Below are 13,627 nucleotides of genomic sequence, written 5' to 3'. Positions count from 1 at the left end.
AGGGAGCGTACTCCCGCTGGACTGCGCAGCAGCCCCCTCAATGACACGCGCTCCTTACAACTAGAACGAGGTGGCAGGTTCCAGGCTCGCTTCGCTGCCTGACGCGGGCAAGCGCCCTCGCCACAACGCACCGGCGTCCACGGAAGCGGTGTGCAGCTCGACAAACTCCGCACTCAACTCGATCACCCGGCGGTATTGCAGGTCGACGGTGATCATGTGGTAGCAGTTGTCCAGCAGGATCTTGGTCACCGGCCCGCCGAGGTGACGTTCCACGTAATCGGCGTTCCAGCGGCTGGTGATGTCATCCTCGATCGAATGCAGCACCAGGGCCGGCACCTTGACCTGAGGCATGCGCTTCTTGACCACCGCGTTCATCCGGTGCAACTCGCGCACCGTGATGCCCTCCATGGTCAGCAGGCCAGCCTCGCTGCTCTCCCCTTCCTTCATCTGCCGCTCGACGATCGCCCGTAGGCGTTCGTTCTTGATGCCGTAGGGCGGCTTCTCTTCAAAGCGACAGATATGCACGCCGAACGGAATTTTCATCAGCAACGGCGTAAGGAACGCCAGCTTATTGATGCTCCAGCCGTCGTACTTCAAGGTGGTCGAATACATCAGCAGCCCGGCGACCTGGCCCGGATGCTCCGAGGCCAGGTACATCGACATCACCGCGCCCATCGACAGACCGCCGACAAACACCTGTTCATGGCGCTGGCGGACCTGGGCGAAGGTTCGGCGCACCCCTTCGTACCAGTCCAGCCAGCCGGTGGCCTGCAGGTCGCTGTTGTCGCCGCAGTGCCCGGCCAGGGTGGGCACGTACACCGTGCAATTACCCACCTTGGCCAGGCCCTTGGCGACCTGGCGCAGTTCCGTCGGCGTGCCTGTCAGGCCGTGGATCAACAGGATGCCGACCGGCCCTTCACCGAGAACGAAGCCGGCATCACCCTCACCGAGGTCGATCCCGACGTTGCTCACCGTTTAGTCGCTCGCACCAGCAGTTGCTCGAGCAGCTTCAGGCCCAGTTCGATTTCCGGGTAGCTGATTTCCAGGGACGGTGCCAGGGTGATCACGTTCTTGTAGTAGCCGCCCACGTCGAGGATCAGGCCGAGTTTGCGTCCGTCCACCACCATGTCGCCTTTCATGCCTTCTTCGACCATATAGTCCAGGGTCGCCTTGTCCGGCGTGAAACCATCCGGGCCGCAGATTTCGCAGCGCAGGGCCAGGCCCAGGCCGTCGACGTCGCCGATGATCGGGAAGCGTTTCTGCAGGTCCTGCAAGCCTTCCAGGAAGAACTTGCCCTTGGCCATGACCATCGCGCCGTAGTCGACTTCGTTGGTCATCTTGAACATTTCCAGGCCTACCGCCGTGCCCAACGGGTTGGAGGCGAAGGTGGAGTGGGTCGAACCTGGCGGGAAGATCTTCGGGTTGATCAGCTCTTCACGGGCCCAGATGCCGCCCAGCGGGTTGAGGCCGTTGGTCAGCGCCTTGCCGAACACGATCACGTCCGGTTGTACGTCGAAGTGTTCGATCGACCACAACTTGCCGGTGCGGTAGAAGCCCATCTGGATTTCGTCGGACACCATCAGGATGCCGTGCTGGTCCAGCACCTGCTTGAGCTCGCGGTAGAAGTTCATCGGCGGGATCACGTAGCCGCCGGTGCCCTGGATCGGCTCGACGTAGAACGCGGCGTATTCACTCTGGCCGACTTTCGGGTCCCACACGCCGTTGTATTCGGTCTCGAACAGGCGGGCGAATTGCTGCACGCAGTGGCTGCCGTATTCTTCCTTGGTCATGCCTTTAGGGCCGCGGAAGTGGTACGGGAACGGGATGAACTGCGCACGCTCGCCGAAGTGGCCGTAGCGACGACGGTAGCGGTAGCTGGAGGTGATCGACGACGCGCCGAGGGTGCGGCCGTGGTAGCCGCCTTCGAAGGCGAACATCAGGCTCTTGCCGTTGGTAGCGTTACGCACCACTTTCAGGGAGTCTTCGATGGACTGCGAACCGCCGACGTTGAAGTGGACGCGACCGTCGAGGCCGAACTTCTTCTTGGCGTCGACCGCGATCATTTCCGACAGCTCGATCTTGCCTTTGTGCAGGTACTGGCTGGCGATTTGCGGCAGGGTGTCGATCTGCTGTTTCAGCGCATTGTTCAAGCGCGGGTTGGCATAGCCGAAGTTGACCGCCGAGTACCACATTTGCAGGTCGAGGTAGGCCTGATCTTCGGTGTCCCACACGTAGGAGCCTTCGCAACGGCTGAAAATGCGCGGTGGCTCGATGTAGTGAACGGTGTCGCCGTAAGAGCAGTATTTGGCTTCTTTATCCAGAAGAATCTGGTCTTCGGCGCTCGCGATGCGGATATCAGACATGGTGGAAGAGTTCCTGATTTTCAATAGAGAGGTCAGTAGTGGCAAAGGTCGTGGCGTTGGCGGCGATGCCCTGTGGCAGCGTGGCCAGCAATGCGCTCACTTCGGCGAAGGTGTCGAAGCGCGCATGGGGAATGTTGTTGGCCTCGCAGTACCGGGCAAGGCTGCCCTTGGCGAAAACGAAGTCGGCGGTGGAGGCCACGCACATGTCGGACTTGCCGTCACCGATCACCAGCACGCGCTTGTTGCGCGGGGTGGATTTGCACTTGCAGTTGCCGGAAGCGGCGCGGCAGGCATCGCTGGCATACGGGAAGTCGATGCGCCAGCTGTTCTGGTCGACCTGGCGCAGGCGGTTGGCGAGGATCGGCAGCAAGCTCACGTAGTTGCGCGACAGAATCCGCGCGATGCCTTGCTCGATGCCGTCGCTGACCACTTCGATGGAGGCCCCCAGGCCGATGACGTGATCGACGAAATCGGGGAAGTCCGGGTCGATCTCGACGCTGTCGAAATACGCCAGCAGCTCACTTGGGGTGGCCTTGATCAGCGCGAGTTGGCGGCTCAGGCATTCGCGGGAACCGATATGCCCATCCAGCCATTCCTGCTCGATGGTTTCCCACTCGGGGCCGGCGAAGCGTTGGAGGACGTTGTCGATGACATCGGTGGGGGTAATGGTCCCGTCGAAGTCACACACGATATGCCAGTGGATCATCTGCGTTTACCTTGAGGAGGAGCGCGCTCTGTGCGCTTGCAGAAGGTGTAGAGCAGGGACTGTGCCAACTGGCCAGCACCCAATGGCGCTGGGGGTTTGCGCGGATGTCAGACGGTTTTGTGTCGAAGGAGCTACAATTTTTGTAGCTTGCTACAAACAAGATGAGTGCTTGCGCCAAGGCCGCGCTTTGCGCGTTCATGCGCGCATATTCAATCAAGGAACAGTGACCATGTTCAGGATCACCTCCGCTGTATTCGCCGGATTTCTGGGGCTGTGGAGCGTTTCACAAGCCGCGCAGGCCGACGGCATCACCGGTGAAGCAGGCGCGGGTATCAGCTACCAGCCCAAGGAACCCACCGGCACCCGCTATGAAACCGCGGCCGTTCCATACCTCGACCTGGACTGGGGCGACGTCAGCCTGAGCACCGATGACGGCCTGTCCTGGAGCGCCTTGAAAACCAACGGTTTCAGCGCCGGCCCGTACATCAACTACCTGTCGCGCCGCACGTCCAACGGCGCCTTGTCGGGGTTGCGCGAAGTGTCGAGCATGGCCGAAGTCGGTGGGTTCGTGGAATACGCGCCAGCCGACTTCTGGCGCGTCTACGCCCAACTGGGTCGCGCCGTGGGCGGCGCCCAGGGTCAGGGCGGCGTGCTCGGCAAGGTCGGCGGCGAGCTGGGCTATCCGCTGGCCGGTGGGATCATCGGCAGCAGCGACCTGATGGCGCATTTTGCCGACCGACGCCAGACCAACACGTTTTTCGGCGTGAGCGATAGCGAAGCCGCCGCCTCGGGTTTCCGCCCCTACAACGCCAGCGGCGGCTTCCAGAACGTGACGTTCACCCAGAGCTTCGAGTTTCCCCTGGCGACGAAATGGTCGCTGTTGACCAGTGCCAGCTGGGTCCGCCTGGTGGGTTCGGCGGCGAACAGCAGCATCGTCAAGCAGGCCGGCGAAGTGAACCAGAGCCAGGTGCAGACGGCGATCAGCTACAAGTTCGACTGATGCACATCGATAAAAATGTGGGAGGGGGCTTGCCCCCGATAGCGCAGGGTCAGCCAATACATACGGGACTGATCTACCGCTATCGGGGGCAAGCCCCCTCCCACATGGAGCCAGTATTTCATCGCGATACTTTCAGTTTTCCTCGCCTTCGGCCAACAACCCGATCCCGACGATAATCACCCCAACGCCCACCCAGTGCAGCAGGCTGATATGTTCCCCCAGCCCCAGCCACGAACCGAGCAACACCACCACAAACACCAGCGAACTCAGCGGAAACGCCAGCGACAGGCTGCTGCGCCGCAGGATCAGCATCCACACGAAAAACGCGCCGATGTAACTGGCGATCGCCGCCAGAATCCCTGGGTTGCGCGCCACTTCGGACAACCACTGCCAGTTGAAATCCATCTGCCCCAGTTGGTCCCCGGCGACCTTGGTAAACAGCTGCCCGGCGCTCTCGGTGCAAATCAGCAACGCCCACAGCACCACGGTGCCAAGGCGTTCGTGCAACCAGCCCTGATCGATATTTTGCGTACTCATGCCTGACCCCCTGCAATCGCGACTAACATCACGCCGAAGGTAATCACCAGCGTGCCCATCCAGCGCCGGCGGCTGACGGTTTCCCCCAGCACCAGCTTGCCCGCCAGCACCACCCCGCAATAAGCCAGCGCCGCCGCCGGAAACAACAGGCTCAACGGCGCGCGGGACAAGGCTTCAAGCCAGACGAAAAACTCGATGGCGTAGGCCCCGAGCCCCGCCCACAACAACGGCGCATTGAACACCTGGCCCCAGAACGCGTTCAGGCGAAAGCCGCCCTCCAACTCCGGCAAACGGTCCAGGCCCATCTTGAAAAACAACTGGCCGACCACATCGAGCACGATGGAAAAGGCCACCAGCAACACCACGGTCAAAGTCACGGGAACAGCTCCTCAAACAGGTTGATCAGGGCTTCGTTGGTCGCGGCATTGCGCTGCAGGTCCTCGGCGCTCCAGCGCTCGGCCGGCGGCTGGTCGGACTTGGCCTCCCAACGCTTGAAGGCGTTACTGAACACGGGCTTGGCGAACTCGCCGCACACATCGATGCCGATGATCCGTTTGCGCGCCGCCAGGGCCCGCAGGGCCTGGAGCAGATGGCTCAGGCGCATGCCGCCCTGGTCCCAGTTGGTGGCCGCGTCTTCGCTGGCCAGCACGTCTTTGTCGATGGTGATCCAGATGGCTTCGGTGGGCAGGCTGCTGATCATTTGCTCAAGGAATGCGGCCCAGTCCAGCTCCGCCAGGTTGCGCCAGTACAGGTAGTTTTCCTGCTGCTGGTGGCCGGCGCCATCGCCGACCCGCCCCCAGACTTTCGACGGCGGGTGCTGCCATGGAAACAGCTGCAATTGCCCGCGCGTGAGGGCGCCGAGGTTGCCGCCGCGCAGCTGCGGGTTATGCAGGTCATCGCTGCACGGGCCGAGGGTGACGATGCGCTTGATCGCCGGCATCTTCAGCGCGCGGTTGACCCACGACCCGCAGTGGCGCTTGGGCGCAAAGCGGACCCAGTCGGGGTGGTTGTCGAAGTGGATCAGGCTGATCGGTTCTTTCAGGTCGGCCAGAAATGCCGGCGTCAGGTGGTGATAGTCGCCGGAGCCGACAAACAGGATTTCCGGCCGCGCGTCCGTGGGCCGGGGCCGTGCCGCCAGGCGTTCGGTGAAGCGCTTCCAGGTTTTTTCGGTGGACCACAGGCGCAGTTTCGGGCCCAGGTCCAGCAAGTCGAGACGGGTGGCATGACCACTGGCCAAACGCCGGGCAATCGGCGCCTGGCCCGTAAGGCTGTGGTCGAGGTCAAGAATATTCAAGGTAATGTTTCACCCCCAATGGCAGCGCCCAACCGGATTGCGGATGGGCTTTAGGGGGTCAATGCAAGGGACGGGCCAGGGACTCTCTTGAGGACAATGAGCCCCTCCCACATGGGACCAGCGTCAGGATCGGGATTCGCGGATGATCTGGCGAATCGCCCCGACAAACGTTTCGACCGACTGGCCACCGCTGACCGCGTACTGCCCGTTGAACACGATGGTCGGCACCGACGTCACGCCACGGGACACCCACAGTTGTTCCTGCTCGCGCACCTCGGCGACGTATTCATCGCTGGCGAGAATCGCCGCGGCGCGTTGCGGGTCCAGGCCGACGCTCTCGGCGATACGCACCAGCGTCGCGTGATCGGACGGGTCCTGGCCATCGCTGAAATAGGCTTTGAACAGCGCTTCCTTGAGGTTGTACTGCAAGCCTTCCAACCCGGCCCAATGCAGCAGGCGATGGGCATCGAAGGTGTTGTAGATGCGGCTCTGGCCATCGGTGCGGAACGCAAAGCCCAACTCGGCGCCCATGTCGCGGATGCGCGCACGGGTGGCCTGGGACTCTTCGGCGCTGGAGCCGTATTTCTCGGTGATGTGCTCGACGATGTTCTGGCCCTCGGCGGGCATGCCAGGGTTCAGTTCGAACGGCTGGAAGTGGATCTCGGCCTGCACCTCGCTGCCGAGCTGGTCGAGGGCTTCGGTCAGGCCGCGCAGGCCGATGACGCACCAGGGGCAGGACACATCGCTGACGAAATCGATTTTCAGGGCAGTACTCATGGTAGGCAACCTCGCTGGCATTAATGCGCCGCAAAAGCTGCACGATACACCAATGTCACAACACCTTCGCCGAGACCGGCGGCTCGATCTGCGCCCAATGGGTGGCGTCTTCGCGATGGGCTTGCAGGTACGGCAACACCGCCGCCAGCAACGGCGCCTTGAACGCTTCCTGGAAACGATGGGCCAGGCCCGGAATCAGCTTCAACTGGCTCCCCTGGATATGCGCGGCCAGGTGTACGCCGTGCATCACCGGCAACAACGGGTCGGCGGTGCCATGCACCACCAGGGTCGGCACGCGCAATTGGTTGAGCAACGGCACGCGGCTCGGTTCGGCGAGGATCGCCATGATCTGGCGTTTCACGCCCTCGGGGTTGAACGCACGGTCGTAGGACAGCGCGGCCTGATGCAGCAACACCTGGCGGTCATCCTTGACATATGGGCTGCCCAGCGCGGCCAGCAAATCGGCCTGTTGCTCCAGGGCCACTGCGCGATTGGGTGCGCTGCGCCGCGACAACAATTGCACCAGCGCCGCATTCGGCGCCGGCAGGCCTTCGGCGCCGGAGCTGGTCATGATCAGCGTCAGGCTTTCCACCCGCTGCGGTGCCATCGCGGCCAGGTGCTGGGCAATCATGCCGCCCATGCTCGCCCCGAGGACATGGAATTGCCGGACCTGCAACGCATCCATCAAGCCCAGGGCGTCATCGGCCATGTCGGTCAGCGTGTATGGCGCCGCCACGGGCAGGCCGAGTTTGTAGCGCAACACTTCAAACGTCAGGTTGGCGCTGGCCGGAGCCTGGCGCCAGGTGGACAGGCCGACATCGCGATTGTCGTAGCGGATCACCCGGAAACCTTGCTGGCACAGGGCGACGACAACCTCGTCAGGCCAGTGGATCAGTTGCCCGCCCAGGCCCATCACCAGCAACAAGGCCGGATCGGACGCACGGCCGATGCTCTGGTAGGCGATGCTCACCTGCGCCAGATCGACCGTTTGGGTCGGGACATTGACATCACATCGAGACGCCGCAAAAGACGGCAGGCCGAACAGTAGAGCGGCCAGTAACAGCAACACGCGCATGAAAAACACCGAAACACAGAACCCCAGTAGAGCGCGAGTCTGATGAAGTTTGTTCAAGCGCGCTGCCACAGTTGCGTGACAGTTTAATGAATGTCGCTCAACGGTCGGCTCACTAACTATCTATCCCTGCGCGCCTCGTTCTCCACCTTTAAATAGGGCTCCGACCGGTAAAGCACCGTTCTGCCCCTATTTTTCGAGTGCCGTCACATGACCGATACATCCAACCCGCTCTCCCCCCTTGCCGTGCGCGATTTTCCGCCGTTTTCCCACGCGCAGGTTCGCCCCGTGAACGAAAGCCTGCTGCTGGAAGCCACGGCCCGCTGGCACGCCAGCCGCGAACAGATGCTCCGGCTCAGCACCGATGCGCCCAGTGTCCACGCCTCGCTCAACGCGTTCATCAACGAGCAACTGGACCTGGACGGCGACAGCGTGCAGTTGCACTTTGCCGCCTCCGATGAAAGACCGGCGCGCTCCATCACACTGACCCAGGCCAGTGCCTTCGTTCATCAATTTCCCGCCTACGCCGCGCTTTACCAACATTGCCGGGTGATCGGCCTGCCGGAAGGCAAAACCCAGTACGCAGCGCAGCCGTTCGAGCTGGTTAAACCCTTTACCCAGCTCAACGTGGAACAGGCCCTGCGAACCGCGTGGGTCCGCTACTGGTGGTTCACGCGCGCGCCTGGCACTGCGGTCTCGCGTCGCGATCACGCGGTTGCGCAGTACAGCAGCCATCTCCAAGCCGCCGCGCAGTTGGCCTGCGCCTCGGGGGCGATCACGGCCGATCAATTGAAACCGTTGCTCACCGTCCTCGACCCGCCAAGCGGCGCGTTGCAGCTCGACGGTCAGAAGATCTACGCCGAGCAACTGCTGCTCAAACGCACCGGGTTGGCCGATGCCGAGATACCCGGTGCGCTGGTCATTACCCTGGATGCCGAGGTCGTCCTCCAGCTGTTGTACCTGCCCTCTGAAGAACCGGCGCTGAACCTGTTCAACAGCCGCGTCGGCATGGAGCAGTGGTTGCTCGATCACCCCACGCTGTTCCCTGGCGTGACGGCCATCACGCGAGACAACCTGATCGACTACCGCGAGGTCGACGAGCCCTTGCAAGCCGGCGTGACGCACCTGTTGGAACATCGCCTCAAAGAAAAGCAGGCCAGCTTGAAATACCCCCACGGCCGCGACCTCGCCGAACATGGACACAGAGCGCTGGAAGCAGCCGATCAGGTTGACCGGCAACAGCGCACCCAGGGGGTTTTCGCCTTGCCGCCGGCATCCGCGCTCGCTCCCGCCGAGAACGACGCGCCCGTCGACAGCGCGCCCATAGTCTTCGCCGGACTGACCGCCGACCTGCCCCTGACCCAGCGCCGCCACGCGCTGTCGCGGCAACAACAGCCGCTCTTCGATACGGTGCAAGCGCCTGCCATATTGCCGCCGCCGAGCGATGAGCAACAGGCCACGTTGCGCAGCCAACTCAACCGCTTGCACGAGGCGCAACAGCAAGCCCACGAAGCGGCCAGCGCGCTGTGGAATCAACCCCAGAACCAGCTATTGGAGCTGTCCCAACAGGCCAACCCCGACTATCACCGCTTGCTCCAGGCACGGCTGAACGGGCTGCTTGCCGAAGCCAGCCTGCAGCGCCAACTCAACCAGATCAGCCAGGCCGGGTACGCCATGCTCCTGGCCGCGCTTGACCCGCTCAACGCGCCAGACCCCGAACTCAAAGTGTCGGTGGCGACCTTGACGCTGTCGATCCGCGAGCGCAGCAACGACGCAATCAACACCCAGCGCAAAGAACTGGACGGCGTGCTGCTGATCACCCTGGAAGCGGCGCTGCTCGATGCGTCAACGCCTCAGGACCTGTTGTTGTACTGGCCGGGCAGCCAGGGCGGGCTGCAGCACTTCGCTTCGCGCCAGGCGCTTGAACAGTGGCTCGGCGTAACGCCCTCGGACGCGTCGTCGCTGGAACTGGCCCTGCTCAATCAGACCCCGTTCGAGTACAGCCTCACCGTGCAACTCGACGACTGGGTCGCCCAGATCGAAGCGATGCTTCGCCGCGCCCCGGACGACACCGAGCGCCAAGCCCGGGAGCTGCAACCCATGCGCGTGCAAGCGATCCAGGAACTGGGCGTATCGACCAACACCGCGCGCGAACTGGCCTATGCGCAGCTTCTGGAGCAGCAGCAGAGCGGCGCACTGGCGGCGCAACTGCCGGTCTGGCTCGGCCAGGTTTCAGCGGCCGACAGGGCCGAACTCAAGGCCCTGCTGGAGCGCTACATCGTGGCGTTGCAACGCGCCGATGAAGTATTGAACCTGAAGCTGCCGCTGATCAGCAGTTTTTGCACAAAACGCCTGCACGCAAGGCTGTCCCGGGACTTCTCGCTCAAACAACCGTTCAGCGTTCAGCTCGACGTTCCCGAATCGGTCACGCATCAACAGCATTTCGTCGGAGCCCCTGGCGCGCCGGGCACTCCGACCAAGACGGTGCAGGTCCCCAGCGCCACCCGGGTCAAAATGAGCCTGGATGAGCTGGCGCTGAGCAACATCGATACGCCGATCGCCGAGCGCTTGACGTTCATGAAGGTCGAGGTCAGCAGCCAGGACGCCACGGAAGGCCAGGCACTCACCGCCGGGCTCAGCGCCAACTACCTGCGCAAGCTGGTGCCGGAACTGGACCTGGCCCAAGCGTATGAAGACCTGATCGTCGAGGCTTACCAAGGCTCGGATCGCGAAACGGACTTCAGCCGTGACTATCGCCTCGAATGCTTGCTCGAACCTCAGCGCCTGATGCTTACGCTCCAGGGGCGCCTGGCGTTCCTGCAAAAGCACATCACGGCCACCGAACTGAACACCTTCAACATCGCCGTGAATGCCAGCACGGCCGAAGCCTGGCGCGCCGATGGCAATGACATTGAGTTGCTCCCCGCCCACCTCAGTGTCGGCGGGCCAGACACCCAGGACGGCTCAAGCACGTTGTCCGGCGTCACCTTCATCCGTCAGAAAAACTCCGGGCTCACCCTGCTCTATCTGCCCGAGAGCCCGGACGGCCACTACCTGCGCAGCTACGCCAACCTTGAAGCCGCGCGGCTGGCGCTGTACCGCCTGTGCCTGAGCAGCACGATGGTCAATTACCTGGCCGGCCGCGCCTTGCTGGGCAACGTGGCCAACCACGTCAGCCGGATCAATCAAGCGGTGCTCCGGCATTTCGACGCGCTGATCGGCGTCGGCCGCCCCTGGCCCGTCACCACGTCGCTGGCCGGCCATTTGCTCAACGCGCAAATGGGCCGCGTCAAGGAGGCCCACCGCGCCAGTTCCCGTTCCAACAGCGACCTGTACCTGGAACGCTATGCCATCAAAGGCGTGCAGGCCTTCAGCTATATCAAGATGGCGCTCGGCGTGGTCCCCGTGGTGGGTACGGTGATCGGCCTTTACGACGGCTGGGTCAGCGCCAATGACGCGGTAGATGCATTTCGACGCGGCGATCATGCCCAAGGCATGCACGACATCACCCAGGTCCTGCAATCAATGATCGACGCCGGCGTGGATGTGGCCGGCGGGGTGCTGATCACGCCCAATGCAGCGCGCACGCGCACGCTTGGGCGCCAGTTGCGCAATGCCTTCAAGGGCGGCCGCTACCTGCAACCGCCCATGAGCCGCAAGGCGCGCCGCATCGCCGAGCGCTTCAGCGGGTATGAGTACGACAAGGAGATCGCCCTGGCCCATCTGACCCCGGCGAGCCACGGTATTTATCGCAACATCTACCGCCATGCCGACGGCCACTTCATCGTGCGGCAGGGCAACGTCTATCAGGTCGAACTGCAGAACGGCCATTGGCGCTTGAGCGGCAACGCGCTGAAAACCTACAAACAACCGATTGCCCTGGATGACGCCGGCCAATGGGACACCCACTTCGGCGTCTACGGCACCGCGCAACCGGCGGGCCTGGCGGGCGGCGGCGGCGTGCTCGGGCACCTAGCGGACACCCTCGAGCCGCTCTGGCCGATGGCGATTCGACAACGGCTGCCGATCTGGTGGACCGATCATGTCCTGCGCCGCCAACTGGCGCTCAGCAATGCGCTCAATACGCTGAGCAGTCGGCTCGACGCTCAACTGGCCGCGACCAGCAACCTGCAACACCTGTCCAACCAAAGCGACTTCGCCACCCGCAAGACATTGCAGCCAACCCTTGATCAGGCCTACACCCAGGACATCGAGCTGGCGATTCAGCAGGCCAACGCCATTCAGGACGTGATCGCCTTCACCCCCAACAGAGAGCACCTGGCCCTCCAAGGCTTGCAAAGCCGCGCTGCCTTGATTGTCACCAGCAGAGCCGTAGAGCGCCTGAAAGTCGCCGCGGCCGCGCTGCAGGAATTGACCGGGCAATTCGCTGATATCCAGGTGCCGCCAGCACGCCCCGCCGCCATTCTGCAGTTTCTGCAAACCCGCAAAGGCCTCAGCCAGAAAATCGTGCAGGAACTCGACCGGATCGACCGCATCTTCCTGGTCATGAACGAATGGAGCAGCCAGATCAACCTGGCAGCGCTGGAGGCCGATCTGCGCCTCCAAGGCAGAAGCACGCGCAGGACCGCGCAACAGATCGACGCGGACCTGCAAAATACGCGCACGCTGGTGGGCGAGGCTCGCGATGACGCGGCGCGCTGGAACGAGCTCTACGATGAAGGGTTTCGCACGCACCTGCGCACCGTCCACAGCATCGATACGTTCAACCGCTACGATCACGTCAGCGATCCTTCCTGGTTGTATTTGCAAAGTGAGGTCAATCGCGTCTATCTCGACGCTCACCTGGCCCTGAACACGCATTTCGCACTGACAAAAACGCCCACCACCGTCAGCCAGCGCACGCGGATCCTCAACGAATGTATCGATGCCTACGCGCGGTTCAGCCTCAGCGTTAAAACCTTGAGCGCAGGCTACCCGCAACATTTTGACCTGGATAACCTGGACGCCTTGCTGAACAACCTCGAGCGCATGATTCAACTGGCCCGCCACCGTATCGGCACAACACCTCGCCTGCGGCGCCCGCAGCCCGATGCCCCCCAAGGGACGGTGTTTGAAAGCGAAGACAACCGGCTGCTGATCGGCATAAAAAGCACCGACCCTCGCACCAACACCACGCGCTACACCATCGACAACCTCAGCGGCCACACCGAGACCTGGGAGCAACGCCCGGACGGTCGGGCCCAGCGCCAACCGGCGCCGCCCGTGGAGTTCCCGGCGGAGGCGAACGTGAAGTCGGTGATGGTGAGCGAAGCCCAGAACCGCCTGCGCGCCGTACCGGCGTACCAGGCCAAAGTCGAGGCCTATGCCCGCCAGGGCATGTTGCCGGTGGACCTTGAACACATGCTGGTCAGCGAAGCCGCCGAACTCACCTTGCGCGCAAACCGCATCGCGCGCCTTGACCCCGAGGAGCCGAGCCTCCAGCCATTGCGCACGACCGCCAGCGAACTGACCGCCGCCGGCCGCGCCTTGCGCACCCGACAATCGTTGGCCAGCCGCAAACCCACCGACGGCATGCTCGATGACCTGGTCAGGCATCACGTGGTCGAGGTGCGTCGAACCGCGTCGATGAGCGAACTGGCGAGGCGTGCCAACGGGCATCGCGACTTCATGCAGGAATATGAAGTCTGGGACCTGACCGCCACCCCGCCGCGCCCGTTGTGGTACGCGCACTTTCATTACAACCGCCGCACGGCGATCTTCGACGAGTTCGAAAAGGCCCACCTGAAACTGCCGGAGCATCGTTACTTGACCCATGCCGACGACCCGTCGCTGCCGTTCTCGGACATCGGCAGGCAGTCCGCTGCATTGCCGCATATCCGGCCGCTATGGGTTGCCCAATAACCGCGCCGGCCTGCGG

10 protein-coding genes are annotated in these 13,627 nt (G+C 63.0%); 2 read left to right on the top strand and 8 right to left on the bottom strand.

Features of this window, described 5'->3' with window-relative positions:
• Positions 1 to 60 precede the first annotated feature (60 nt).
• Genes LQ249_RS06675 through LQ249_RS06665 form a run of 3 tightly spaced genes read right to left on the bottom strand, consistent with a single transcriptional unit; the run spans position 61 to position 3,069 of the window.
• Positions 61 to 972, bottom strand: a complete 912-nt coding sequence (locus tag LQ249_RS06675) for an alpha/beta hydrolase (protein ID WP_126587626.1) — start codon at positions 970 to 972, stop codon at positions 61 to 63.
• Positions 969 to 2,363, bottom strand: a complete 1,395-nt coding sequence (locus tag LQ249_RS06670) for an aspartate aminotransferase family protein (RefSeq protein WP_017844600.1) — start codon at positions 2,361 to 2,363, stop codon at positions 969 to 971. The genes LQ249_RS06675 and LQ249_RS06670 overlap by 4 nt, the downstream gene beginning before the upstream one ends.
• On the bottom strand, positions 2,356 to 3,069 hold the full coding sequence (locus tag LQ249_RS06665; protein WP_232566281.1) for an MtnX-like HAD-IB family phosphatase: 714 nt from the start codon (positions 3,067 to 3,069) through the stop codon (positions 2,356 to 2,358). Before LQ249_RS06665 ends, LQ249_RS06670 begins: the two co-directional genes overlap by 8 nt.
• A 229-nt stretch (positions 3,070 to 3,298) precedes the next feature.
• On the opposite strand from LQ249_RS06665, the gene LQ249_RS06660 reads away from it, so the two are divergent.
• The gene (locus tag LQ249_RS06660; protein ID WP_232566280.1) at positions 3,299 to 4,069 is read left to right on the top strand and encodes a MipA/OmpV family protein; all 771 of its coding nucleotides are present in this window, start codon (positions 3,299 to 3,301) and stop codon (positions 4,067 to 4,069) included.
• Positions 4,070 to 4,201: 132 nt separating this feature from the next.
• On the opposite strand, the gene LQ249_RS06655 is transcribed toward LQ249_RS06660, so the two are convergent.
• The 5 genes from LQ249_RS06655 to LQ249_RS06635 all read right to left on the bottom strand — a co-directional run bounded on the left by LQ249_RS06655 (position 4,202) and on the right by LQ249_RS06635 (position 7,752).
• Entirely contained in the window at positions 4,202 to 4,606 is a 405-nt protein-coding gene (locus LQ249_RS06655) for an EamA family transporter (protein WP_017844597.1), read from the bottom strand.
• On the bottom strand, positions 4,603 to 4,983 hold the full coding sequence (locus tag LQ249_RS06650; RefSeq protein WP_017844596.1) for a transporter: 381 nt from the start codon (positions 4,981 to 4,983) through the stop codon (positions 4,603 to 4,605). Before LQ249_RS06650 ends, LQ249_RS06655 begins: the two co-directional genes overlap by 4 nt.
• Entirely contained in the window at positions 4,980 to 5,900 is a 921-nt protein-coding gene (locus LQ249_RS06645) for an arginase (RefSeq protein WP_017844595.1), read from the bottom strand. The genes LQ249_RS06650 and LQ249_RS06645 overlap by 4 nt, the downstream gene beginning before the upstream one ends.
• Positions 5,901 to 6,023: 123 nt before the next feature.
• Positions 6,024 to 6,677 carry a DsbA family oxidoreductase gene (locus tag LQ249_RS06640; protein WP_057004339.1) on the bottom strand — a complete coding sequence of 218 codons (654 nt, stop codon included), beginning with the start codon at positions 6,675 to 6,677 and terminating at the stop codon, positions 6,024 to 6,026.
• A gap of 55 nt (positions 6,678 to 6,732) precedes the next feature.
• Positions 6,733 to 7,752, bottom strand: coding sequence for an alpha/beta fold hydrolase (locus tag LQ249_RS06635; protein ID WP_079442944.1), 1,020 nt, complete (start codon positions 7,750 to 7,752; stop codon positions 6,733 to 6,735).
• Between the two features lie 207 nt (positions 7,753 to 7,959).
• On the opposite strand from LQ249_RS06635, the gene LQ249_RS06630 reads away from it, so the two are divergent.
• On the top strand, positions 7,960 to 13,611 hold the full coding sequence (locus tag LQ249_RS06630; RefSeq protein WP_232566279.1) for a dermonecrotic toxin domain-containing protein: 5,652 nt from the start codon (positions 7,960 to 7,962) through the stop codon (positions 13,609 to 13,611).
• Positions 13,612 to 13,627: the final 16 nt, after the last annotated feature.

The organism is Pseudomonas sp. 7-41 (assembly GCF_021233075.1).
In the GTDB taxonomy this organism is placed as follows: domain Bacteria; phylum Pseudomonadota; class Gammaproteobacteria; order Pseudomonadales; family Pseudomonadaceae; genus Aquipseudomonas; species Aquipseudomonas veronii.
The sequence above is the reverse complement of the archived record's forward strand: the minus strand, read 5'-3'. Positions and strand labels throughout refer to the sequence as shown.

Coding starts and splice junctions, on each gene's coding strand:
- LQ249_RS06670 (WP_017844600.1), bottom strand. CDS start 2,363: ATGTCTGATATCCGCATCGCGAGCGCCGAAGACCAGATTCTTCTGGAT.
- LQ249_RS06665 (WP_232566281.1), bottom strand. CDS start 3,069: ATGATCCACTGGCATATCGTGTGTGACTTCGACGGGACCATTACCCCC.
- LQ249_RS06660 (WP_232566280.1), top strand. CDS start 3,299: ATGTTCAGGATCACCTCCGCTGTATTCGCCGGATTTCTGGGGCTGTGG.
- LQ249_RS06655 (WP_017844597.1), bottom strand. CDS start 4,606: ATGAGTACGCAAAATATCGATCAGGGCTGGTTGCACGAACGCCTTGGC.
- LQ249_RS06640 (WP_057004339.1), bottom strand. CDS start 6,677: ATGAGTACTGCCCTGAAAATCGATTTCGTCAGCGATGTGTCCTGCCCC.
- LQ249_RS06635 (WP_079442944.1), bottom strand. CDS start 7,752: ATGCGCGTGTTGCTGTTACTGGCCGCTCTACTGTTCGGCCTGCCGTCT.
- LQ249_RS06630 (WP_232566279.1), top strand. CDS start 7,960: ATGACCGATACATCCAACCCGCTCTCCCCCCTTGCCGTGCGCGATTTT.